Source organism: Chryseobacterium sp. TQ-BC-N36, assembly GCF_058382295.1.
Map to the genome: position 1 here is coordinate 1295771 of NZ_CM178175.1, position 23081 is coordinate 1318851.

The window sequence follows — 23081 nt, forward strand, 5'->3', positions numbered from 1 at the left end:
ACTTAAACCTATGAAAACTCTGATATGGAATATTCTCACCGCTGTTTCACTGATTGTACAACTTGTATCCTGCAAACAGCATCCACAGGATGTTGTGAATAAATATTACAGTCAAGGAGAATTCAACGGTTCTGTTCTGATTGTGAAAAATGGTCAGATGGTATGTGATACTACTCTGGGATTCCGTAACATTGAAAAAGGGCTTAAAGCAGATAAAAATACTTCATTTTATATCGCATCGCTCAGTAAGTCATTTACGGCTATAGCAATTTTAATTTCAGAACAAAAGGGATTGTTGAAACTCGATGATAAAGCTTCTATGTTTGTTAACCTTCCTGAGTATGCTGAAAACGTTACGGTCAGACAGCTTTTACACCATACCTCCGGAATCAGAGACTATGAGAATTTGTTTTCGAAAAAGGGATTAACAAATCAGGATGTAATAAATTGGCTGTTTAATCTGAAAAATCGTGATTTCATTCCCGACAGTCAGTTTAAGTATAGCAACAGTGGATATATTATTCTTGCTCAGATTATCGAAAAGGTATCCGGGAAATCTTATCCGGATTTTATCCGTGAGCAGATTATCACTCCTCTAAAAATGAATAATACCTATGTGTATGAATCCAATACCGTTATTCAGAATAGAGCTTCAGGATATAATAAGCAGAAAAAACCTGATGATTATTCCATTCTGACAACCGGTGATGGTGGAATCTTCTCTACTCCTGAAGATCTTTATAAATTTGATCAGGCGTTACGAAACTATACTTTAATTAATAAAGAAAATACCATTATGATGTATTCTCCTTTTCAATTGACCAGCGGACAGACATCAAATTATGGGTTTGCGTGGTTCATAGAGAATGAAAGTGGAGAGAAATCGGTTATGCATACAGGAGGACTGAATGGTTTCAAAGCTTTATTCTGGAGAGACCTGAAAAATAACAGCTGCATTATAGCTCTTACTAATCAGGGGGATGCATTTCCATTAGGTAATTTTTTACATGATATAAAAAAAACGATCCAATAAAATGATTATTCAATCTCACGAAATCAACAATACAAAAATTGCAGAAATTATATCTGATGATGTGATCATCCAGTCTGCACAGGATGGATTAGACCTGATGGGAAATATATATTATCAGGGATATGATAAAGTCATCCTTCATGAGAAAAATATTTCTCATGAGTTCTTTGATTTAAAAACAAAAATGGCTGGAGAAATTCTCCAGAAATTCTCAAACTATCGTATAGGTTTAGCCATTATAGGCAATTTCAGCAAATATGAAAGCAAGAGTATGAGAGATTTTATTTTTGAAAGTAATAAAACAAAACATGTGAATTTTGTTGAATCCCTGGAAGATGCTTTGGAAAAAATTTCTCAGTAATTACTTTGCGCTTCTTTTGTATCCCTCGAATAAACACTATTTTCTTTAATTCACCTTTCTATTTGCTATATTATACATATTAAAAAAATTTTATATATATTATTATATTTTCAAAATTTTAAATTAAAAAAATTAATTTAACTAATAAATAATGTTAAATTCAAAAACATCCTCGTAAAAACAGGATTTCCAGTGTTTTATTCATATATTTGCAGAAACACAAAGGATTATGAATTTCACTTACTTACTGGCATCTATTCACTATAACAGACAGCCTAACTCAATTTACTTTGACACTTTCAGATAAGACAGAGTGCTCTTTTTGAGGCATGCTTGTTATATCTGTCACTGGCTTTTGGACCTGAGAAACCATCATGCCGTTACAGCAGCACCATCATTATTCCGGTGAATTTCCGGAAATAATATTTCTCATTTGGCAGGAATGAAGCTGACTGGAAGTATTTTAAAAAAACACAGCACAAAAAACATAAACACACAGATAAAAATTATTAAACTCATTATGATTAAAAAATTATTTCTACCAATCGTTTTGGTAAGTTCATTTTCATTTGCACAAGTAGGGATAAATACACCTACCCCTGATAACAGCGCAGCTCTTGATATTTACAGTCAAAGTAAAGGAATGCTGATACCAAGACTCACTACAGCCAAAAGAGATGCTATTTCCAATCCGGCCAACTCACTTCTTATCTATGATACTGATAAGAAATGCTTAAGCCAGAATATTGGAACCCCTGCCAAACCTGATTGGCTATGTATCAGTAGCAATGCTGTAAAAATGTTCTATATGCCAAGTGTCTCCTTCGATACTTCCACAACAGCTAATGGCCGGACTAAAGACCTGTATACTCTGTATAAAAATCAGTTTGGATCCCCAAAAGCAAAAAGTACCAGCGCTCCAGCCTCAATTCCGTTTTTCCCGTCAAGTAAAGATCTTTATTATTATGTAACGGATGCTGACCCCAATGTATTCAGTAATATTTCCATTTCTGATGACGGAGTAATGACATACGATGTGAAAGTAGCCGCTACAGACTGTTCTTTTATTAATATTGTTTTTGTGGTTAAATAATTTGAGTTATGATAAAAAGTACCTCAATCGTACAATATAAAAGGTTTTTGTTTGTTCTTTCTTTATTTATTTTCAGCCGGAATGTTCACGCACAGAATGAACAGGGAACCGGATATCCGTATTTTGTCAATTTCACACAGGGATTGCAGCCTCAGGAAGCTTATAAAGTGGCTACCAGCGGTGTCCAGAATGACGCAACTTTTACTACGGACGGACTGAGATTAACCCGAAGTGTGAATAATATTTCAGGAGGTGTCATCCTGGCCGATAAAATATTCAAAAGTGATCAGGGAATCAAGTTTGAATTTGAATTTGCCATTTATGGTGGAAATACTAACGGTGGAGATGGTATCTCCATATTTTTAGTAGATGGATCTATTCCTAAACAACAGCTTAATCTTGGATACTTTGGCGGAGGATTAGGATATAGCTTTGTACGTGGTGGCGAATCCACAGAAGGACTGAGAGGTGCCTATCTGGGGATAGGGCTGGATGAATTCGGAAATTTTAAAACAAGCTTTAAACAGAGTGAAAGGGTTAGAAACGGAATCTTTGGTGTAACACTAGCAGATGGAAGAAGCAATGTTTCTTTAAGGGCTAAACGTGGAAATCAATATCTCTCTTCTGCCGAACCTGCCGGATACAACGGCTACCCATTACTGTATAGTATTGCCACCAATGCAGCGCCATCCAGCAGTAACAGATCTGCATATCTGGATACCGCAACAGGAAAATATGTAGGCATTAAAAACCCCACCCTTCAGCAATTCAGTATTGAAAGCGGCGGAACTACGATTCCCCAGAATGAAAATGATGCAAGGTTCCGTAAAGCATATGTGACATTGGTCCCCAATCCTGCCGGTGGTTACAATATAACCCTGGAAATACAGCATGGAACTGTGAAAGATAAAGTGATTGATAATTATTATTACCCAACATCTCTGAAATATACTGAGACTACTCTATCCAACACTACCGTGAGAACACTGGACACTTCGCCGCCTGCTACTTTCAGGATCGGTTTTGCGGCCTCTACCGGAGCGGCCAGAAATATACATCTATTAAAAAACTTAGGGGTTACAAGACCTTATGCAGCTGAGGTAACTGATGATCTGTTTGCAGGTTGTCCGGGGATAAAATCCACTTTTTCCCCTTTACTGAATGATGCAGCGTATTCTTCAGCAAACGGTCAGAACCCACCTGCACTTTCTTATAACAATCTTGATTTTAATTCATTCCGTTTTTTAGATAATAATGGAACGGTGATTCCGAATATAACAGGCGGTGTCTATACGAACAATCAAGGAACATGGACTTATTCCTACTCAACCGGAAAGCTTGCTTTCAAACCTGCAAACGGTTTTACCGGAGTGGCCCAGATACAATACGATATTAAAGGCGGTGGAAGAAATGGTACTGAAGCTCCTTACAATAAGGAAGAATACAGATCATTGCCCGCACTGATACAGGTTAATATTTCCAGTACAAACAACTGCAGCAAAGCCTGCGTGATATCCAATAAGAATGTTACTCAGAATATAACAAGATAAATTGATAAAACCAGCTGCTATCAGCTGGTTTTATCGTTCTTGCAGTATTGATACTACTTACCGTTTTTAATAAAATACCGGACAGCATCTTCGATTGCTTTATCAACAGGCTGGTACTGAACTTCAAGTTCTTCTACCGATTTCCGGTTATTATAATAATTACAGACCTGCAGTGCTTTCATATTGGCTGTACTGAGACTGGTCTTTATTTTCAGCTTTCTCAGGCCGTCACCCACCCATCCAAGTAAGTTTAGAATGATATTGGGAATGGGCATCATAATCGGTTTTTGGCTGGTAATTCTGTTTATCTTCTTAAAAAAATCCCTGTAGCTCATATTTTCATTAGCTAAAAGATATTTTTCACCATTTCTCCCTTTTTCAATGGCATTCAATATTCCGGTGGTAACATCTTCCACATGCACAAAATTCTTTCCTCCTTTCGGATAGAAAATCAGTTTCTTTTTCCAGGCCCGAAAGATAATTTTCCCTGAGCTTGGTTTGGTGTCATAAGCTCCGATCATAAAAGTTGGATTTACAATGATAACCTCAGTATTTTTTAAGTTTTTTAAAAGATAATCTTCAGCAGCCAGCTTACTTTGCGCATACCAGGAATGGGTAAAAGGATATATCTGTGGTGCTTTTTCACTTCCCCAGAATGCGGTATTTCCAAATCCTAAGGTATTGGCCGTGCTTACAAACACAAACTTCTGTACTCCTGCCAACTCCGCCTGATGATAAAGATTTACTGTTGTTTCATAATTTATCTTTTGGTAATCATTATAATTGATAAGATTCTGGCGGGTTTCTGCCGCAACATGAATAAAGCAGTCAATATCAGCAAGTAATGTTGAGATACCGGATGAAATGTCGGCTTCTATGAGCTTAAGATTTTCATTTTCTTCACCCGTCCATGTACTTTTCTTACGCACCAGAGCAGTAACAGAATAACCATTTTGTAATAATTTAATAATAAGATTAGTTCCCAGGAGCCCTGTTGCTCCGGTTATACACACATTTTTCATGCTTCAATTTCTCTTTTTATAGCCTGGGTCATCAATGGCAGTTTTATCCATATCGGTAAAATTTTCATTATCAGCCAGCTTATTGGGTTCACCATAATTACGGAATCTTTTTTAAACAATTGACGAATACAGTATGATGCAACTTTATCAGGGTTCAAAAGTGTAAGTCTTCCCATAAATCCCTGTTTTTCTATTCTTTTACAAACATCCGTATTGGTTTTCATAGCACCCGGATTGACAACGCTTACAAAAACATTGGTATCTTTCAATTCCTCATACAATCCTCTTGAAAATGAATGAATAAAAGTTTTGGAGGCAGGATATACTGTTTTGAAACCTATCGGAGAGAAAGCTGCCATGCTTGAAACGTTCAGAATATAGGCTTCCGGCTGCTTTAAAAGATTGGGGAGAAGCTGATGGGTAATCAAAGAAGTGGCCGCAACATTAACCTGTAAAATGGTATTAATATAATCAGAAGATGCCTCTGTGAATTTTTTAGTCCCACCGAGTCCTGCATTGTTGATCAGGATATAGATATTAAAAGATCTGTTAAGCCACTCTGTCAGTTTCATGACATTCTCATGAATAGAAAGGTCGGTTTCATAATAACGGGCTTTTATTTCATACTCCTGCTCCAATGCTTTGGAAAGCTCCCGGAGGTTCTGATCCGGAAGACTTACAAGAACAACATTAATTTTTTTCCTGGCCAGATGCTCTGCGAATGCTTTGCCAAGTCCCTGGCTTGCTCCTGTAACAACAGCATATGATTCTTTAGTATCCATAAATGTAAATTTTACAGTACAAAGCTATCATGAAAAACACCCTCAAATGTTCTGTATTATCTGAAAGAACTGATTTTCAATACAGAGAATGTATATATTTAAAAATTTGACAATCAAAATATTACAAATAAAAAAAGTAAAAAATTATAAACCGGAACTTATTTTTTGAACTCAGAAGGAGTCTGTCCTGTCATTTTTTTAAAGGTGGTATTAAATGAGGTTTTGGAGTTGAATCCGGACTCGTAAGCAATTCCAAGAATAGATAATTTACTGTTGGGTTCTTTCAGAAGTTTTTTGGCATACTCTACTCTGAACTCATTCACATACTGGAAGAAATTCTTTTCAAAACCTGTATTGATGACATACGACAAATGGTGGGTAGAAACTGAGAGCATCTCTGCCAGCTTAATCAGATTCAGTTCACTGTCAAGATAGGGTTTCTGTATTTCCATTATTTTTTCCAGTGATAATTTAATCTTCAGTAATTCTTCATCAGAAATCAGCTTTCTTTTTACTTCTTCAGCACCGTTATCTTCACTGATAGAGATAAGCTCCTCTCTCTGTTTTTCTTCTAACGGATAGATCTCTTCCTGCTTCAGAGAATAGTATCCTACACAATAAATAACCAATAAAAAAATGCTATTGATAAAGAAATTGAGTGATTTGGGATCATAAAAACGGTTGTAAATGATGTAGATAATGTTCACAATAAGCATTACCAGAATGATAAACTCCAGCCAGTTCAGATTGATGCCTTCCGTATTGGAAGAAAACTGCTGAATCTTCTTCTGGTGCTTTCTGATCGTAACATAAGAAAGAACCGTATAAAAGAGTGCCTGAATCAGGATCAAAATAATGCTCAGAGATTCAAACGGTGCTTTATAACCCAGTCTGATCAATATAAGACAAAGCAGAAATGCTGCGGGAAGCAACAAAAATTTTACATCCGTGATTTTAAAAGTAAAGGAAGGATTTGTATAGAACAGTACACTGAAGTAGAAAACAATCGGTGTGAAAAACTGAATACATCTTACCCAAAAAAGGGAATGGAAGTCCACTGCTGAGCCTGTTACCAGAAACAGAACCTCATCCAGCCAGAAGGTAGACCACAAAAAAAGGAATATTCCGAACCAGAAATTGGCTTTACGGTTTACTTTTAAAGGATTGGCCAGCTTCAGCAGAGAAAGCAAAACCAATGAACCATAGATAAGTATCACGATGAAACTGTTTAACTCTGATGTGTTCATTGGTTTTGATATTTTATTTAAAAATAGTCTTTTATCCTATTCGCTTCCTTACAAAAATTTCATATCCTAAATAAATTAACGGAAGCGACATAATTCCTAAAAACACCATATTGTTCATCGCTTGCTGCGGATGCATTGCAATAGAATAAACAAGTCCGAAAAAAGCACCTCCAAGGTGTGCTGCATGGCCCAGGTTATCCCATTGTTTTGGATTCAGCATCATATAAACGGAGTATCCGAAATATAAAGTTCCAAATAGCCATCCCGGAAGGAAATTCACACTGATCTCATTCGGCGCCATTGCTATAGAAGCAAAAATAATTCCCGAAACAGCCCCTGAAGCCCCAATTGCTGAATACCAGGGTTGGTTTTTATAGATCTGCAGACTGAATAAATTCCCAAGGATCATGGATCCGAAATAAAGAATCAAAAATCCTGTTTCACCAAAGAAATTAATGACTACTTCCTGGAAAAAATACAGGGAAAGCATATTAAAAAACAAGTGCATAAAGTCGGCATGTAAAAATGCTGAACTGATAAGCCTTATATACTCTTTACGGTTAGCAATGGCCCCAACATTAAATTTATATTTTTCAAATAATGCTGTATTGTTAAACCCCATATAGCTAAAGATACATGTGGCTGCAATGATAATTAAAACAATTATATCCATCGTCTGTCTGTTTTTTATGTTATCTATGAAAAGGCATTATGCTCTATTCATTCTCATTACTTCCGTCCTCCTGAAACAGATCACCAATAATTCCACCGTCTTCATCTGGATCTCCTGCAGGTTCTGGATCTTCATAAACCTCCGGTTCTTCTTCCACGGGTTCTGGAACCGTAATATTGATTGCTTTTACTTTGAATTTGGTAAACTGGTTTCCAATGGCTTTTATTCCTTTTACCGCTATGAATTCATCAATATTTACAGTTTCCGGTTCGCGTTCTTTTCCTTTATCTTTTGCGAAAATAATTTCAGCAGTGGCATCGTTGGCAACAATCACATTTTCAATAAATGATTTAGGATGCTCAGAGGGCATGAAAGTCTGTACATTCACTGTATTTTCCAGTAAAAATCTCTTGATGAAGTAAATATCCTTTTCTCCATCGTAATAGATACAGGTAATCGGCTGTTCGGGTTTCCATTTTTCCAATACCAGATACTCATCATCAAAACGGTTGCCAAGATCAAATGAAACCAGCTTTACTTCGCCATTGGTGTTGATTGTAAGGATTTTGTCATCTCCTTTGAAACTTCCCAGCAGCGTACCTCTTGCATCTGCATTCAGCCTTCTTACAGTATCATCAAACCAGATCTTTCTTGGAGCGAGGGTAGAAACCCCTTCCTCTTTCATATCTACTTTCTTCACAGCATATTTTGTCACCAGATTTCCTTTGGAATCGCGCCCTTTGATGGCAAGATCAGAAAAGTTGATCTCCATTTTGTTCTTTCTGATTCTTGGATTAGGCTTTAAAAGTACGGTTACCGTTTCTGCTTCTCCATTAGGATTTGCCGAAAAATAAAGGGTTTCCGAACCTTTTTTATCTGAAGCTAAAGGATAATCTGTATTCCTGGTCACTCCTGTTACGGAGAAACGTTTCATATAATATGGCCCTTCTCTCCCTTCACGGTAGATCATATTATATACTGTTCTTTTATCGTTTTTCTTCCATATGGCAACATGCAGGATATCTTTTCCGATGAAGGTTTTGGCTTCCACTTTTACCACTTTCATACTTCCGTCTTTTCTGAATGTGATGATATCATCAATATCAGAACAGTCAAACAGATATTGATCTTTCTTCAGGGATGTACCAATGAAGCCTTCTTCAAAATTTGCATAGAATTTTTCGTTAGCTACAGCTACTTTTGTAGCATCAATGGTGTCAAAGATCCTAAGCTCAGTTTTTCTCTGCTTATCTTTTCCGTATTTTTTCTGAATATTTAAATAATAATCAATAGCATAGGCGATCAGATTGGCAAGGTTGTATTTCACCTGTTCTATTTTGCCTTCCAGAGCTGCAATATTTTCTTTAAATTTATCTAAATCAAATCTTGAGATTCTTTTGATTCTGATCTCGGTCAGTTTTAAGATATCATCTTCTGTAACCGCTCTTAAAAGATGTTTGGTGTGGGGTTTTAATCCGGCATCAATGGTCTTCAGTACCTCTTCCCAGGTTTTCACCTCTTCAATATCATGGTAGATTCTGTTCTCAATGAAAATTCTTTCCAATGAGGAGAAATGCCAGCTTTCCTGAAGTTCATGGAGTTCAATTTCCAGCTCTTTCTTAAGCAATGATACTGTATGATCCGTATTCATTTTCAGAATTTCAGAAACATTCATGAACATAGGTTTATCTCCTACAATCACACAGGCATTTGGAGAGATTGTCACCTGGCAATCGGTAAATGCATACAGTGCATCAATGGTCTTATCCGGAGAAACATCATTATGAATATGGATCAGAATTTCTACTTTATCTGAAGTATTGTCCTCAATCTTTTTAATTTTGATCTTTCCTTTCTCATTGGCTTTTAAAATAGAGTCAATAAGATCGGTTGTTGTTTTGGAGTAAGGAAGTTCAGAAATAACCAAAGTATGCTTATCCGTCTGGGTAATTTTTGCTCTGGCTCTTACTTTTCCGCCTCTATGTCCGTCATTATATTCTGAAACATCCAGATAGCCGGCTGTTAGGAAGTCCGGATACAGTTCAAATTTCTTACCTTTTAAATACGCTACAGATGCGTTGATGAGCTCATTGAAGTTATGCGGAAGAATTTTAGTGGACAGACCTACTCCGATACCTTCTACTCCTTGTGCAAGAAGCAGAGGGAATTTTACCGGCAGATCAACAGGTTCATTGTTTCTCCCGTCATAAGACTTTGTCCATTCTGTCGTTTTAGGATTAAAGACTACTTCCAGGGCAAAAGGAGTCAGCCTTGCTTCAATATATCTTGCCGCAGCAGCCGAGTCTCCGGTATAAATATTACCCCAGTTTCCCTGAGTATCTATCAACAGTTCTTTCTGCCCGATCTGTACCATGGCATCTGTAATGGAAGCATCTCCATGCGGATGATATTTCATGGTATTTCCCACGATATTGGCCACCTTATTGTAGCGGCCGTCTTCCAGTTCCCGCATAGAGTGCATAATTCTCCGCTGAACGGGTTTCAAACCGTCATATACCGAAGGGATAGCTCTATCCAAAATTACATAGGAAGCATAATCCAGAAACCAGTCTTTATACAAACCGGAAACTTTTTTCAAGCTTTCACCCTCATGCGAATATTCTTCTGTCGTCATCTGTTTTTAATCTTTTTTCTCCTTATTAGCTTTCACTACTTTATTCAGAGAGAGTTTTAAATCGTTTATTTCTTTTTTGCTCAGATAAGAAATCTGGTACTTAAGTATAGTGGAACCATTATTCTTACTTGAAACAGTAATGTATAATCTTTTGATAAATAAAATACTGATTATATCATATTTTATAAGCTTATATTTCGGAAACTCATCATGAAGAGGTTTGTCTAAAAAAGGAATGATATTCCTGTTCTTAAAGTTCAGCGCCTCACCATCACTGTCATATTCAAAAATCTGCCGCCCGCAAGTATAAAAGATAAGCAGCAACAGAAAAGGAACAATGATCAGCAAATAGCTTTCATTTCCTAACGCATTGAATCTGTACTCATTAGCAGCAAAAACAATGACTCCAAATACCATCATCATAAAAAGGATAGTACTTAGCGAGTTATAAATAGATACTTTATTACGGTTACTTAGTCTCATTGATTTTTTGGTTGTGTAAGTTTTATAATTCTTATAATTCTTACTTCATCCAAAATGTGTTTTTTATCAATATATCTGTTTTGTATTCACTAACAGAACTCTGGTTCTAAGTTCTCTTATAAAATTCCTAGTTTTCTACTTCATTTAGAATTTCTTTTTTATCAATATCTGTATCATCTTCTACAACAAGGTTTTCAAGAATGAACGTCTGTCTGTCGGGTGTGTTTTTCCCCATATAAAACTCCAGAAGCTGATCTATGGTTTGGTCTTTCCCAACCACAACAGGCTCTAAGCGGATATCTTTTCCGATAAAATGTTTAAACTCATCTGGTGAAATCTCTCCAAGTCCTTTGAATCGTGTAATTTCAGGATTCTTCCCCAGCTCATTCAGTGCTTTTACCCTTTCTGCTTCTGTATAACAGTATCTTGTTTCTTTTTTATTCCTTACTCTGAACAGTGGAGTCTGAAGGATATAAAGGTGTCCGTTTTTAATGAGATCCGGAAAGAACTGCAGAAAGAAAGTAATCATCAGCAAGCGGATGTGCATCCCATCCACATCGGCATCAGTAGCGATAATTACCTGATTGTATCTCAGGTCTTCAAGACTTTCTTCAATATTCAAAGCGGCCTGGAGAAGGTTAAACTCTTCGTTTTCATAGACCACTTTCTTGGTAAGACCATAACAGTTCAGCGGTTTACCTTTCAGTGAAAATACGGCCTGCGTTTCGACATCCCTTGATTTTGTAATAGATCCGGATGCAGAATCTCCCTCGGTAATGAAAATCTGGGTATCTCCTTTCCTTTCGGCTTTCTGATCGTTATAATGCTGTCTGCAGTCACGAAGTTTTTTATTGTGAAGAGAGACCTTTTTTGCTCTTTCTCTTGCTAATTTCTGGATCCCGGAAAGTTCTTTTCTTTCTCTTTCGGAAATTAATATTTTTCTCTGGATCGCTTCTGCTATTTCCGGATTCTTGTGTAAGAAATTGTCCAGTTTGCTCTTTAGGAAATCTATAATAAATGTTCTTACAGTAGGCCCGTTAGGTCCCATATCATTGGATCCTAATTTTGTTTTGGTCTGGGATTCGAATACCGGCTCTTCTACGTTGATTGAAATCGCTGCAATAATCGATTTCCTGATATCAGAAGCATCAAAGCTTTTATTGAAAAATTCACGAACCGTTTTCACATATGCCTCACGGAATGCATTAAGGTGCGTTCCACCCTGTGTTGTATTCTGTCCGTTCACAAAAGAGAAATAGGTCTCTGTCTGCGATTTGTCTGAATGGGTAATGGCCACCTCAATATCATCATCCTTCAGATGAACGATCGGATAAAGGATATCACTTTCCAGCTCCTCTTCTAAAAGGTCTTTAAGACCGTTTTCAGAATAATATGTTTCCCCGTTGAAAAGAATTTTCAGTCCCGGATTCAGATAAGCATAATTACGGAGCATTCTTTCGATATACTCTTTTCTGTACTTGAAATGAAGGAAGATTTCTCCATCAGGAATAAAGGAAATTTCAGTACCGTTTCTGTCTGAAGTCTCTTTCTCATCAAAATTTTCTTTGATCATTCCGCGGGAGAATTCAGCAGCTTTCATTTTCCCATCACGGAAAGAACGGACTCTGAAGTAGTCAGAAAGAGCATTTACGGCTTTGGTACCGACTCCGTTCAATCCTACAGATTTTTTAAACGCCTTACTATCGTATTTACCACCGGTATTCATTTTTGAAACGGCGTCAACGACTTTCCCCAATGGAATCCCACGCCCAAAGTCACGAATGGTAACTTTGCCGTCGTCCAGCTTTATTTCAATTCTTTTTCCGGCCCGCATCCTGAACTCATCAATAGAGTTATCAAGGATTTCTTTTAAAAGGATATAAATACCATCGTCAGCGGAAGAACCATCACCCAGCTTCCCGATATACATGCCGGGGCGCAGACGGATGTGTTCCTGCCAATCGAGGGTTCTGATATTATCTTCGGAATAGGTTGGATTTATTTCTTGTGACATATATGATTTCAGCAAACATACAAAAGTACAAAATTGTCCAAAATTATCCGAATTTTAAAAATCATTTTTTCCTAACTTTTATTGTACGGTGAGAAGAGCAGCCATAGAGTTTTAAGCCTTTTAAATTTGCTGGTATACAAAAGCAGGTAAAATTTATTTTAATGATTAAAATTTTCACGAATATCTTTAAAATGAGGTTGTTTAAACTTTTAAATTCATTATTTCAGACACGAAAGTTTTTAACACTTAAGTTTTTCATCACCAAGCCTTATGTGTAGCACATCCCCTTAAGTTTTGTGAAATTCTTTGACTTTCATCTTATGTGTGAATTTTTCTGCGGTATCATTAAACTTACTTAAGTGAACTCAAGTGTTTTAAAATGAATCCTTTTGTGACTTTTGTGGTTGGGTAAAGTTTAAACAACTTTAATGAGAAAACTCTTACTTTCTCTTTTGAAGTAACTATTTTATTTTTTGCTTTCCAGCTGGCCAATCATATTTTTCAGCATAGCAGGTACAATCAGTTTATGAAAGGGTCGGACGGGCAGAAAATAGAGGATCCCCATCCAGTTATGAAACTTCACAGTAGTGGATATGGTAAGGAAATTTTTATCCGGATCTTTTTTATTCCTGTCAACTAAAAGAGAAACCCTGAAATTCAGATGCCTGTCATCTTCCCCCAGAATGATTTCATTACTGGTTTTATCAAATACCGTGAAAATTCCTGCGTGTTCTCCTATTTCACATTTAAAATCTTTCTCCGTTTGCTGTTTTTCTGTTTCAGAACCTGTCTTTAACCCGAATAATCCCACTACTTTATTTCTGAAAGCAAACATTTTCTTTCCCCATTTTGGTCCGCTTGTAAAGAAAGCTTTTCCGATTTCTGAAATATCGATATTCCGATGGGTATCTGTCAGCTCTCCTTTAAAGCTATCAATATAATCGAAATCTTTTTTTCCTGAGGATAAAATGGAGTTTTCAGGAAACGCTGTCTTCTTAATCTTCATCGTCATTGCTATTATGGTTATTTGTATAACAAATGTAAGGATCTTTCCACAATCCAAAAGAAAAATTCAAACAAATGTTTAATGATTTTCATTCTTTGAATTAACATACTTCATCAAAGAAATTTTCCAATAGCAGCTCTGAACCGGCTGTTTTCTATTTTTTATTTCCATAAGTTCAAACGGTTTTAAATATTTCATTAAATTCGGTCAACAAAACTGTTTTTATGATACAACTTCCTTTATCAAAACTTTCCAATGTAGGAACTACTATTTTCAGCCAGATGACTCAGCTTGCCAATGAAAATGAAGCGATCAATCTCTCCCAGGGCTTTCCGGATTTTATGCCCGATCCGGAATTATTGAATCACGTGGATCACTTTATTAAAAAAGGGTTCAATCAGTATGCGCCTCTTGGAGGAATGATTGGTCTGAAGGAAGAAATTGCGCGGAAAATAGAAAACAGTCATGAGGCAGTTTACCATCCGGATTCAGAAATAACCGTTACCGCAGGTGGAACTCAGGCTATTTTTACAGCTATCGCCTCTTTTGTTAAGAAAGATGATGAAGTGATTATTTTCGAACCGGCTTATGACTGTTACGAACCTACTGTAGAGCTTTTTGGAGGCATTGTAAGACGTTTTGAAATGAAAGCTCCGGATTATGAAATCGACTGGACTGCTGTAAAAAAACTTGTCAGCGAAAAAACCAGAATGATTATTCTTAACAATCCCAATAATCCTTCAGGAAAAATCCTGAAAGAAAATGATATACAAAAGCTTATTGAACTCGTAAAAGGAACTTCGATTCTTATTTTGAGTGATGAGGTGTATGAAAATATTGTTTTTGACGGAAAACAGCATTTAAGCATCTGCAAATATCCTGAGTTGAAAGAAAGAAGTCTTCTTGTAGCTTCTTTTGGAAAACTTTTCCATGTTACAGGCTGGAAAGTAGGTTACTGTGCGGCTCCTAAAAACTTAACGGACGAATTCAGGAAGGTTCATCAATTCAATGTATTCTGCGTAAATACCCCTATTCAGCTGGCGTTGGCTGAATACATGAAAAACGAAGAACATTATTCTCATCTGAATCAATTCTTTCAGGAAAAAAGAGATTTTCTGAGAAAAGGACTGGCAGGAACTTCGTTTGAACTGCTGGATTGTGAAGGCACCTATTTTCAGGCAGTAAAATATGATAAAATTTCTGATAAAAATGATTTTGATTTTGCTTCTGAACTTACTATTAATCACAAGGTAGCCAGCGTTCCTTTTTCTTCTTTTTATAAAAACAAGCTGAATGAAAATGTGATCAGGCTATGTTTCGCCAAGAAGAAAGAAACGTTAGAAAAGGCTATAGAAAACCTATCAAAGATCTAATATAAAAATACTTCACGGTGAACCGTATTGTAATATTTTAATAGCGAATTTATCATTCTGTGCAAAAACTGAGGGCTTCCGGACGCAGTTGATGATTCATTTATATTAAATTCTTTCTCACGAATAAAAATTAAAAAAGAATAAATCAAAAAAACGATCCCATGAAAAACAAAAAATTAAACAAAGGAAAAAAATTGGACCGGAATGCATTACATACAATCAATGGAGGCTCTGGCAGTGTTAGATGTACAAATTCTTCCGGATATTGCGTATACACCGGACCAGGCTGTGCAGAGCAGGAATGCCAGCTCCCTGAACCTCTTGATCCTGTAGGATAATACTAGAACATATCTTATACCAATTCAAAATCGGCCGGCTCATTTTGAGCCGGCCGATCCTATTTTCGCTAAGTTCTTTTGGAAAATATTTATAAAAACATTCCCCCGGAAACTTCGATTCTTTGCCCATTGATCCATCCTGCATCTTCTGTGCACAGGAAGGCTACGACTCCACCGATATCATCAGGAAGACCGACTCTGCCCAGGGCTGTAGCACCAGCTACCATGGCATTAATCTCTTCATTATCTCTCACTCTTCCACCTCCAAAATCAGTTTCAATAGCCCCCGGAGCCACAACATTAGCTTTGATCTTTCTTGCGCCCAGCTCTTTAGCCATATATTTCGTCAGCATTTCTACTCCTGCTTTTATTGATCCGTAAACAGAAGAACCCGGTGTTGCAAATCTTGCTAATCCTGAAGAGACATTAATAATTCCTCCTCCATCATTAATAAATGGCAAAAGCTTTTGAGTGAGAAAAAAGACTCCTTTAAAGTGAATATCTACCACATCATCCAGCTGTTCTTCCGTCACTTCCGTAATCGGTGAATATAAAGCTGTTCCCGCATTATTGACAAGATAATCAATATGAGTACTTCCTGTGTTTTCCTGTAAATGGCTGGTAACATCCTTTACAAAAGCGTCGAAACTTTTTATGTCTTTGGTATCAAGCTGAAACGCGACAGCATTTCGCCCCAATGATTGTATTTCATTGACTACAGCTTCTGCTTCTTCTTTGTTACTTCTGTACGTAATAATAACATCTAATCCTTTCTGAGCAATTTTAAGTGCTGAGTTTTTTCCCAATCCACGGTTTCCTCCGGTTACCAGTGCAATATTTGTTTTTGTGTTCATTGTATTTTGATTATTTTGATGATACAAAGTTGGGATATTTTCGAACTGAAGTGTTTGCTTGAATCAATCTGAAATTTGCAAAATTCAAATCAGGACCGAAATTCCAATGGGGTAAAGGTTGTTTTTCTTTTAAAGAAATTAGAAAAATGGGCAATTTCTTCAAATCCCAGGGCATAAGATATTTCCGAAACATTCCATCTCGTCTGTTTTAAAAGTATTTTAGCTTCCTGAACGATGCGGTCGGAAATAAGTTCAGTAGTTGTCTTTCCGGTGCTTTCTTTTAATCTTTTATTCAGATAATTCACGTGAACCGCAAGCCTGTCTGCGTAATCCTTAGCCGTTTTCAATTGCAGCCTCTGTTCCCAGGATTCAATAGGAAACTGCCTTTCCAACAACTCTATAAATAAAGAAACAACCCTCAAGGAAGCCTCATTGGATGCTGATATTTTGGATGCCGGCTGCAATTTTTGCCCATAATGAATCAATTCCAGTACATAATTTCTGATCAGATCATATTTAAACACATAATCGGAGTCAATTTCTTTTTTTATTTTTTCAAAAAGAGTCTCAATCTCTTTTGCGAGTTCATCATCAATTTCAAAAACAGGTACTCCTCCGGGCTGAAAAATAGGAAGATCTTCCAGATTGTAGTACGATTTATCTTTAATAAAAAAGTCTTCTGTAAAAACACAGAAACTCCCTGACTGATTGGGATCTTCAGGGATCCAATGATAAGGAACTTTAGGCGTTGCAAACAATAAGGCATTCTTTTTTATAGAAATTACTTTATCTGCATACTCTGCCCTGTTTCTACCTTTTATAAAGCTTATTTTATAATATTTTCTTCTGTTATAAGGCATTTCAGAAGTAGCTTTTGCTCTTTCGAGTGTCTGGGCAATATCGAAAACATTAAAGTGCCCTATGTCTTTATGAAGCCCCTTGGGAAAAATACTGTCAAGATCTTTACCCAGTTTGGCAGCCATCTCTTTGTAAAAATCTTCCAGTGAAGTGTGTGCTATTTTTTCCATATCAGATGATTTGTAAAATTCAAATATACGAAGTTATACCTATTAAAAATTTCCAATTAAAACATGTTTTTTCCATATATCGTGATATACTTCATTTATTTTTCTTACATTCGTTAAAACTAACCTATTAAAAATCAAATCAATGAAAAATCAAATCAATCAAATCGGAAAGAAATTAAACAAAAAACAATTAAGAGTAATTACCGGCGGAAAGGAAATGTGCCTGCTTCCTGATCTTACCTGTAAGAGAATTTCTTTTGCCTGCGCAGAGATACAATGCCAACCTGGAATTGAATTGTAAGACCTAAAAAACTAAACCATAAAAACTAATTAATGAAAAATCAACATTTAAAAAATGGAAAAAAACTCAATAAAAAAGAGTTAAAGACAATTAAAGGAGGAGTAATGATATGTACTCATAGTGGTGGTGGATGCGCACAAATTCATCCTTCATGTTATGAGCGGCAATGTCGCCCCGGTGTAACAATGGAATGCATGCCAGGAAACGGACCAATGGTATGTTCTGTTATTTCATTTAATTGCGTAGAGCCACCATGCTGGCCAAATTTAGAACCAGCAATGTCATAATATAATGAAACCGCTTTCCTGTTAGGAAGCGTTTTTTTTTATTGTTAAATGACTAAATAACAGTACCTCCGATATTCTTTAGCATCCATTTTCCTTTTACATATTCTGCCTCATATTCATTTGTAAAACTGCTTCCTGATTCATGAATATAAAATGTATCAGGATCCTTATCGCTTCTCTGAATCCTGGAAATACCCTGATCTGTTATATCTGTCATTCTTGTGTAATAGGTTTGTCTGTTTTTATTTTCCGGAATGAACAAAACCCTAAGTTCGGGATTAATCCCTTGAAAATATTTACAATCAGTTTTATAAACCTGAAATGTATAATGCAGTCTTTTCATATCCGCAGTTCCATAGTCCGGCAGCAAAAGTTCATAAAGTTGTGTGAACTTATTGTTTTCAGATCTGAACATAGGATTCATATCTTCAAAATCATTGATACCATCGCCATCTGTATCCTTATTTTCCGGATTAAGACCAAAACTTCTTTCAAAAATGTCATTATATCCATCATGGTCAGAATCCTTCATCAAATCCTTCAGATTTATCTTAAACATTTTTCCGTCTTCCATTGCTGAATAATCATCATAGCCGGGAAGTCCCTCAACTTTTATGATTTTCACAAGACTTCCTTCCAACTGAAGAAATCCATCTTTTATAATAGGATTTTCCTGAACTTCATTTATATAGTAATGGCTGAAACTCAGTCCAAGAAAATAAGCTTCAGGTATATCATGTTCGATTTTGAGTAACCAAAATCCCAATCTGTTCCGTCCCAAGCCATACATTATACCAGCTGTCTGCTGTGACGAATAAAGCATAAACTGATCTGAAAACTTTTCACTGAACACTTTGAAATCATTCTCCAGTCTTTTTTCCATTTTTACATATCTCTCAGATCCTGCGTGAGTATAGGAACCGATACTGTCTTTCTTAAAGCTTCTGTATTTTTTAAGACTGATGATTTTCAGATAATCAGGCTTTTCATTTAATATTTGTTCTACTGTAAATGGCTTTTGTTCCTTATAACTTTCAAACACCTGGTCTCTGCGGTTTACAAAACAGTTTTCTTCTGCCGATTTTGCGCATGAGAAAAATAGAATAAGGCTTGCGAAATAAAAGATTTTCATGGTTAAATTTTAATACACCAATGCAAAAAACGCTCCCAAATACATGGAAGCGCTTTTCTTTATAACTAACTTTAATACTTTTCTTATACATTGAATCTAAAGTGCATGATGTCACCATCCTGTACGATATATTCTTTACCTTCAACAGAAAGTTTTCCGGCTTCTTTTACTTTTACTTCCGACCCGTAATTGATATAATCGTTATACTTGATCACTTCGGCACGGATAAATCCTTTTTCGAAGTCTGTATGAATAACTCCCGCTGCCTGTGGAGCAGTCCATCCCTGTCCGATAGTCCATGCTCTTACTTCTTTCACTCCGGCAGTAAAATACGTCTGAAGTTTTAAAAGATCATAAGCTTTTCTGATCAAACGGTTAACTCCCGGTTCTGTAAGCCCTAATTCTTCAAGGAAGATTTCTCTTTCTTCAAACGTTTCAAGTTCATTGATATCCGCTTCAATCTGTGCCGCTAATACAACTACTTCTGCCCCTTCATTCTGAGCCATTTTTTCGATCTTACCAATCCACTCATTTCCGTTTTTGATGGAGTTTTCATCTACATTACAAACGTAAAGTACCGGCTTATTGGTCAATAACTGAACTTCTCCGATAATTGATTTTGTAAGATCATCTACAGCAAATTCTCTTGCATTTTTACCATCCTCAAGGAATTTCTGTAAATTCTGAAGTGTTTCGTAAGTAAGGATATCTTCTTTCTTACCGGATTTAATGAATTTTTTAGCTTTCTCAACTGCTTTTCCTACGGTTTCAAGGTCTTTCAGCTGCAGCTCAATATCAATAATTTCTTTATCTCTTAACGGATCTACTGAACCTTCTACGTGAACAATATTTCCATTATCAAAACATCTCAAAACGTGAATGATCGCTTCACACTCGCGGATATTGGCTAAGAACTGGTTTCCCAATCCTTCTCCTTTGCTGGCTCCTTTCACAAGACCTGCAATATCAACAATTTCAACTACAGCCGGCAAAACTCTCTCAGGTTTTACGATTTTCTCCAGTTCAAACAATCTCTGGTCCGGTACAGAAACCGTTCCAAGGTTCGGTTCAATAGTACAGAAAGGATAGTTTGCTGATTGAGCTTTAGCATTGCTCAGACAGTTAAAAAGAGTTGATTTACCCACATTCGGTAAGCCTACGATTCCACATTTCATATTGTAAAATTCAAAGTTTAAGGTTTAGGAGCAAGTCAAGGTTTCTACAACTTTAAACATTGAACTCTGAACCTTGAATTACGAGTGTGCAAAGATAGTGATTTTTGGGTGAGTTTCATAATAAAAAAATCTGTCGGTATTCCGACAGATTTTGAAAAGGCTGGATTTCACCGAATCGTCTTATGGATTATCTCCTGTAGCTTCCTGAGCCAACGGAACATCATTCGGTGCTTCCTGTAAAGTTTTATCTAAAGTAAATAAAGATTCATCTGTGGCTCTGTCACCACCTGCAATTTTCAGTTTATCAATAAGATTCTGAGCTAATGTTTCCTCTTCAATCTGCTCCTGTACAAACCATTGCATAAAATTCCATGTTGCCCAGTCTTTTTCTTCCATAGAAAGATCTACAATTCTGTAAATAGCGGTTGTATTGTCAACTTCATGTTTAAAAACCCCGTCAAAACAAGCGGTGAGATTTTCAGGATCTGCCGGAGGAGCCGGAATAGCTTCTACTTTTGGTTTTCCTCCTCTGTTTAAAATATATTCCATGAATTTGATTGAATGATTTCTTTCTTCCTGAGCATGGCGGTAAAGGAAATTGGCAATTCCCTGATATCCTTTATCATCAGCCCAAATTCCATAAGATAAAAAAACGTGTGATGCATGAATTTCCTTGTTCATCTGATCACTCAGTGCTTTTTCCATGTTGTCGGAAAGTCTTTTAGTATTCATAATGTTATATTTTGGTGATTATGGGATTACTCATGCAAAAACAGTTCCGATAAGGTTATTATTTTATATTAAAATTTACAAACCACTTTAAAACACAATTGATTTTCAGTAATTTAAATTAATAATTTATAGTTATTCTAAAATAAAAACCAGCTCTTTTCCAGAACTGGTTTTTAAATTTATTATTGAAATTGACTCACCAAAAGGTTCGCAATGACATATTGGGTAGCAGGTCATAGCCCAACTATTTAATTCTTCTGGCTGTATAATCACTTTCGTTTCCTAACCTGTCGATGGCTTTAATAGCTACAGCATTCAGTTTTTTACCGTCTCTGAATTTAGGAATATCTTTTGAAAGGGTGTCCAGCGTTAAAATTTCCGTCTGCCATACTCCGTTATATTGTGTGAAGAGTACCCAAAGGAAAACTTCAGCAGCATTTTTTGTACTCCAACCTGTCTGGGCAAAACTTCCGTTATCTGCAATAAACAATGTGGGAGCTTGTAATGGAACAGCTTTTATCCACGGTGATTTCGGTATTAATGCTTTTTCACTGTAAGGACCGCTTTTCAAAGCAGGAAGCATGTTGGGATTCTTGGTCAATCCTGCAATGCTCCAGTGAATTTCTCCCGCATCATTTTTCAGGATATTTCTTGAAATGGCAATCTGGTTTTTGATTTCTGTCGGGCGATCTGACACTTTGATCTCAACAGTATTCAGGCCGGGCCATAAGTGGCGGTTCATGGTATTTTCAGACTGCCACCAGCTTAACAGGGCTTCAAAGCTTTGTCCTTTGGAATCAATCGGCCAATACAGCTGTGGGGAAAAATAATCTACCCAGCCTTTATTTAACCATAATTTAGCATCGGCATAGAGCTCATCGTATTGGGATGAACCTACAATTCCTGCAGGATATCCGGGTTTCCAGATTCCGAACGGGCTGATCCCGAACCTTACATTATTCTTTTCTGCGTGAATTTCCTTATAGATACGTTCTACAAATTTATTAACGTTATCTCTTCTCCAGTCTGCTCTGGACAAAGTACCTCCACTGCTCACATAAGCATTCCAGGTTGCATTGTCAGGAAAATCCGCACCTTTATTATAAGCTGCATACGGATAGAAATAATCATCGAAATGAATGGCATCAATATCATATCTTTTGACAATATCCTTTACAATATTTGATACATGTCCCTGTGTTTTCGGATTGGCCGGATCAAACCAATACATTCCATTCTTTAACCGGACCACAATATCGGACAGCTTATTCACCATTGACTGGCTGCTGACTGCTCCTCCATTGGTGTGGTGTGCCCGGTATGGATTTAACCAGACATGCAGCTCTAACCCTCTTTTGTGAGCTTCTTCAATCCAAAACTGAAGCGGGTCATAGTTGGGAGAAGGTGCAGTTCCTGTTTCTCCGGTCAGGAAATAAGACCATGGTTCGATATTGCTTGTATAGAGAGCGTCCGCTGAAGGTCTGATCTGGAATATTGCAGCGTTAAAATTATTGTCCCTGAGCATATCAAGCATACTGATTGCCTCTGTTTTCTGCTGCTCTACTGTAAGATCGTTTCTTGAAGGCCAGTTGATATTCGCAACACTCGCAATCCAGGCACCACGGAATTCTCTTTTGATTTCCGGAAGATTGGTCCTGAAACTTTCTTCAGTTGATGCTGTTCCTGTTACTGGTTTTGTCGTTACAGGATTTACTTTTGGTGGGTTTGTATTGTTGGTTGGTTTTGTCGGGTTCTTCGTGGAAGGTGTTTTTACAACATTGTTCTGAACGGAACATGAGGTGGTGTAAGAAGCAAAAACACCCAATAAAACGATAAGTTTTAATTTATTCATTCTCATAGTCACAAAACTACTTTAAAATTTATTTTTTATTTCTCAGAGATTATTATGCCAAAATAAGCATTTTAATGAGTTGGTATAGAAAAAAAGCCTCGAAAATCGAG

22 protein-coding genes are annotated in these 23081 nt (G+C 36.7%); 8 read left to right on the plus strand and 14 right to left on the minus strand.

All coding sequences use genetic code 11. The features are described 5' to 3' along the window. Nucleotides 1-10 precede the first annotated feature (10 nt). The 4 genes from AC3FI7_RS05785 to AC3FI7_RS05800 all read left to right on the plus strand — a co-directional run bounded on the left by AC3FI7_RS05785 (nucleotide 11) and on the right by AC3FI7_RS05800 (nucleotide 4037). Nucleotides 11-1033, plus strand: coding sequence for a serine hydrolase domain-containing protein (locus tag AC3FI7_RS05785; protein ID WP_491461623.1), 1023 nt, complete (start codon nucleotides 11-13; stop codon nucleotides 1031-1033). Nucleotide 1034: 1 nt separating this feature from the next. Further along, on the plus strand, nucleotides 1035-1394 hold the full coding sequence (locus AC3FI7_RS05790) for a DUF4180 domain-containing protein (RefSeq protein WP_142722796.1): 360 nt from the start codon (nucleotides 1035-1037) through the stop codon (nucleotides 1392-1394). Nucleotides 1395-1914: 520 nt separating this feature from the next. Continuing rightward, a complete protein-coding gene (locus AC3FI7_RS05795) occupies nucleotides 1915-2487 on the plus strand; it encodes a phage tail-like protein (protein WP_491461624.1) in 573 nt (190 codons plus the stop codon). 8 nt (nucleotides 2488-2495) lie between these two features. Continuing rightward, complete coding sequence (locus tag AC3FI7_RS05800; protein WP_142722794.1) at nucleotides 2496-4037, plus strand: L-type lectin family protein; 1542 nt, start codon at nucleotides 2496-2498, stop codon at nucleotides 4035-4037. A gap of 53 nt (nucleotides 4038-4090) precedes the next feature. Here the strand turns inward: AC3FI7_RS05800 and AC3FI7_RS05805 are convergent, their stop codons facing one another. From AC3FI7_RS05805 to AC3FI7_RS05840, 8 genes are all read right to left on the minus strand, one after another. After that, complete coding sequence (locus AC3FI7_RS05805) at nucleotides 4091-5059, minus strand: NAD-dependent epimerase/dehydratase family protein (protein ID WP_491461625.1); 969 nt, start codon at nucleotides 5057-5059, stop codon at nucleotides 4091-4093. Then, the gene (locus AC3FI7_RS05810) at nucleotides 5056-5841 is read right to left on the minus strand and encodes an SDR family NAD(P)-dependent oxidoreductase (RefSeq protein WP_491461626.1); all 786 of its coding nucleotides are present in this window, start codon (nucleotides 5839-5841) and stop codon (nucleotides 5056-5058) included. The genes AC3FI7_RS05805 and AC3FI7_RS05810 overlap by 4 nt, the downstream gene beginning before the upstream one ends. Before the next feature lie 158 nt (nucleotides 5842-5999). After that, the gene (locus tag AC3FI7_RS05815; RefSeq protein WP_491461627.1) at nucleotides 6000-7088 is read right to left on the minus strand and encodes a helix-turn-helix domain-containing protein; all 1089 of its coding nucleotides are present in this window, start codon (nucleotides 7086-7088) and stop codon (nucleotides 6000-6002) included. A gap of 31 nt (nucleotides 7089-7119) precedes the next feature. Beyond that, nucleotides 7120-7761: a rhomboid family intramembrane serine protease gene (locus AC3FI7_RS05820; RefSeq protein ID WP_142722790.1), complete on the minus strand. Its 642-nt coding sequence runs from the start codon at nucleotides 7759-7761 to the stop codon at nucleotides 7120-7122. 43 nt (nucleotides 7762-7804) lie between these two features. Continuing rightward, a complete protein-coding gene (locus AC3FI7_RS05825; RefSeq protein ID WP_491461628.1) occupies nucleotides 7805-10396 on the minus strand; it encodes a DNA gyrase/topoisomerase IV subunit A in 2592 nt (863 codons plus the stop codon). Nucleotides 10397-10402: 6 nt separating this feature from the next. Continuing rightward, entirely contained in the window at nucleotides 10403-10879 is a 477-nt protein-coding gene (locus tag AC3FI7_RS05830; protein WP_142722788.1) for a hypothetical protein, read from the minus strand. Between the two features lie 127 nt (nucleotides 10880-11006). Further along, nucleotides 11007-12893: a DNA topoisomerase IV subunit B gene (locus AC3FI7_RS05835; protein ID WP_142722787.1), complete on the minus strand. Its 1887-nt coding sequence runs from the start codon at nucleotides 12891-12893 to the stop codon at nucleotides 11007-11009. 466 nt (nucleotides 12894-13359) lie between these two features. Next, entirely contained in the window at nucleotides 13360-13899 is a 540-nt protein-coding gene (locus AC3FI7_RS05840) for a DUF2867 domain-containing protein (protein ID WP_142722786.1), read from the minus strand. Between the two features lie 224 nt (nucleotides 13900-14123). Here AC3FI7_RS05840 and AC3FI7_RS05845 point away from each other — a divergent pair, with 224 nt between their 5' ends. Beyond that, nucleotides 14124-15272 carry a methionine aminotransferase gene (locus AC3FI7_RS05845; protein ID WP_142722784.1) on the plus strand — a complete coding sequence of 383 codons (1149 nt, stop codon included), beginning with the start codon at nucleotides 14124-14126 and terminating at the stop codon, nucleotides 15270-15272. Nucleotides 15273-15433: 161 nt separating this feature from the next. Beyond that, a complete protein-coding gene (locus AC3FI7_RS05850) occupies nucleotides 15434-15610 on the plus strand; it encodes a ComC/BlpC family leader-containing pheromone/bacteriocin (RefSeq protein WP_172616997.1) in 177 nt (58 codons plus the stop codon). Between the two features lie 89 nt (nucleotides 15611-15699). Here the strand turns inward: AC3FI7_RS05850 and AC3FI7_RS05855 are convergent, their stop codons facing one another. Beyond that, nucleotides 15700-16464, minus strand: coding sequence for an SDR family NAD(P)-dependent oxidoreductase (locus tag AC3FI7_RS05855; RefSeq protein WP_142722783.1), 765 nt, complete (start codon nucleotides 16462-16464; stop codon nucleotides 15700-15702). Between the two features lie 89 nt (nucleotides 16465-16553). Beyond that, nucleotides 16554-17492 carry a helix-turn-helix domain-containing protein gene (locus AC3FI7_RS05860; protein WP_142722782.1) on the minus strand — a complete coding sequence of 313 codons (939 nt, stop codon included), beginning with the start codon at nucleotides 17490-17492 and terminating at the stop codon, nucleotides 16554-16556. A gap of 142 nt (nucleotides 17493-17634) precedes the next feature. Between AC3FI7_RS05860 and AC3FI7_RS05865 the strand changes: the two genes are divergently transcribed. After that, a complete protein-coding gene (locus tag AC3FI7_RS05865) occupies nucleotides 17635-17793 on the plus strand; it encodes a hypothetical protein (RefSeq protein WP_172616996.1) in 159 nt (52 codons plus the stop codon). A 32-nt stretch (nucleotides 17794-17825) separates the two neighbouring features. Continuing rightward, a complete protein-coding gene (locus AC3FI7_RS05870) occupies nucleotides 17826-18080 on the plus strand; it encodes a bacteriocin (RefSeq protein ID WP_142722781.1) in 255 nt (84 codons plus the stop codon). A gap of 52 nt (nucleotides 18081-18132) precedes the next feature. Here AC3FI7_RS05870 and AC3FI7_RS05875 read toward each other — a convergent pair whose 3' ends face one another. The 4 genes from AC3FI7_RS05875 to AC3FI7_RS05890 form a co-directional block, all read right to left on the minus strand. After that, nucleotides 18133-19212: a hypothetical protein gene (locus AC3FI7_RS05875; protein ID WP_491461629.1), complete on the minus strand. Its 1080-nt coding sequence runs from the start codon at nucleotides 19210-19212 to the stop codon at nucleotides 18133-18135. 83 nt (nucleotides 19213-19295) lie between these two features. Next, nucleotides 19296-20387, minus strand: coding sequence for a redox-regulated ATPase YchF (gene ychF, locus AC3FI7_RS05880; RefSeq protein WP_343658649.1), 1092 nt, complete (start codon nucleotides 20385-20387; stop codon nucleotides 19296-19298). A gap of 180 nt (nucleotides 20388-20567) precedes the next feature. Further along, on the minus strand, nucleotides 20568-21119 hold the full coding sequence (locus AC3FI7_RS05885) for a ferritin (RefSeq protein ID WP_142722778.1): 552 nt from the start codon (nucleotides 21117-21119) through the stop codon (nucleotides 20568-20570). Between the two features lie 244 nt (nucleotides 21120-21363). Next, entirely contained in the window at nucleotides 21364-22977 is a 1614-nt protein-coding gene (locus AC3FI7_RS05890) for a glycoside hydrolase family 10-like protein (RefSeq protein ID WP_491461630.1), read from the minus strand. Nucleotides 22978-23081: the final 104 nt, after the last annotated feature.

Excerpts from the sequence above, each read along its gene's own strand:
- AC3FI7_RS05785 (WP_491461623.1), top strand. The coding sequence starts at position 11 with ATGAAAACTCTGATATGGAATATTCTCACCGCTGTTTCACTGATTGTA.
- AC3FI7_RS05790 (WP_142722796.1), top strand. The coding sequence starts at position 1,035 with ATGATTATTCAATCTCACGAAATCAACAATACAAAAATTGCAGAAATT.
- AC3FI7_RS05795 (WP_491461624.1), top strand. The coding sequence starts at position 1,915 with ATGATTAAAAAATTATTTCTACCAATCGTTTTGGTAAGTTCATTTTCA.
- AC3FI7_RS05800 (WP_142722794.1), top strand. The coding sequence starts at position 2,496 with ATGATAAAAAGTACCTCAATCGTACAATATAAAAGGTTTTTGTTTGTT.
- AC3FI7_RS05805 (WP_491461625.1), bottom strand. The coding sequence starts at position 5,059 with ATGAAAAATGTGTGTATAACCGGAGCAACAGGGCTCCTGGGAACTAAT.
- AC3FI7_RS05810 (WP_491461626.1), bottom strand. The coding sequence starts at position 5,841 with ATGGATACTAAAGAATCATATGCTGTTGTTACAGGAGCAAGCCAGGGA.
- AC3FI7_RS05815 (WP_491461627.1), bottom strand. The coding sequence starts at position 7,088 with ATGAACACATCAGAGTTAAACAGTTTCATCGTGATACTTATCTATGGT.
- AC3FI7_RS05820 (WP_142722790.1), bottom strand. The coding sequence starts at position 7,761 with ATGGATATAATTGTTTTAATTATCATTGCAGCCACATGTATCTTTAGC.
- AC3FI7_RS05825 (WP_491461628.1), bottom strand. The coding sequence starts at position 10,396 with ATGACGACAGAAGAATATTCGCATGAGGGTGAAAGCTTGAAAAAAGTT.
- AC3FI7_RS05830 (WP_142722788.1), bottom strand. The coding sequence starts at position 10,879 with ATGAGACTAAGTAACCGTAATAAAGTATCTATTTATAACTCGCTAAGT.
- AC3FI7_RS05835 (WP_142722787.1), bottom strand. The coding sequence starts at position 12,893 with ATGTCACAAGAAATAAATCCAACCTATTCCGAAGATAATATCAGAACC.
- AC3FI7_RS05840 (WP_142722786.1), bottom strand. The coding sequence starts at position 13,899 with ATGAAGATTAAGAAGACAGCGTTTCCTGAAAACTCCATTTTATCCTCA.
- AC3FI7_RS05845 (WP_142722784.1), top strand. The coding sequence starts at position 14,124 with ATGATACAACTTCCTTTATCAAAACTTTCCAATGTAGGAACTACTATT.
- AC3FI7_RS05850 (WP_172616997.1), top strand. The coding sequence starts at position 15,434 with ATGAAAAACAAAAAATTAAACAAAGGAAAAAAATTGGACCGGAATGCA.
- AC3FI7_RS05855 (WP_142722783.1), bottom strand. The coding sequence starts at position 16,464 with ATGAACACAAAAACAAATATTGCACTGGTAACCGGAGGAAACCGTGGA.
- AC3FI7_RS05860 (WP_142722782.1), bottom strand. The coding sequence starts at position 17,492 with ATGGAAAAAATAGCACACACTTCACTGGAAGATTTTTACAAAGAGATG.
- AC3FI7_RS05865 (WP_172616996.1), top strand. The coding sequence starts at position 17,635 with ATGAAAAATCAAATCAATCAAATCGGAAAGAAATTAAACAAAAAACAA.
- AC3FI7_RS05870 (WP_142722781.1), top strand. The coding sequence starts at position 17,826 with ATGAAAAATCAACATTTAAAAAATGGAAAAAAACTCAATAAAAAAGAG.
- AC3FI7_RS05875 (WP_491461629.1), bottom strand. The coding sequence starts at position 19,212 with ATGAAAATCTTTTATTTCGCAAGCCTTATTCTATTTTTCTCATGCGCA.
- ychF (WP_343658649.1), bottom strand. The coding sequence starts at position 20,387 with ATGAAATGTGGAATCGTAGGCTTACCGAATGTGGGTAAATCAACTCTT.
- AC3FI7_RS05885 (WP_142722778.1), bottom strand. The coding sequence starts at position 21,119 with ATGAATACTAAAAGACTTTCCGACAACATGGAAAAAGCACTGAGTGAT.
- AC3FI7_RS05890 (WP_491461630.1), bottom strand. The coding sequence starts at position 22,977 with ATGAGAATGAATAAATTAAAACTTATCGTTTTATTGGGTGTTTTTGCT.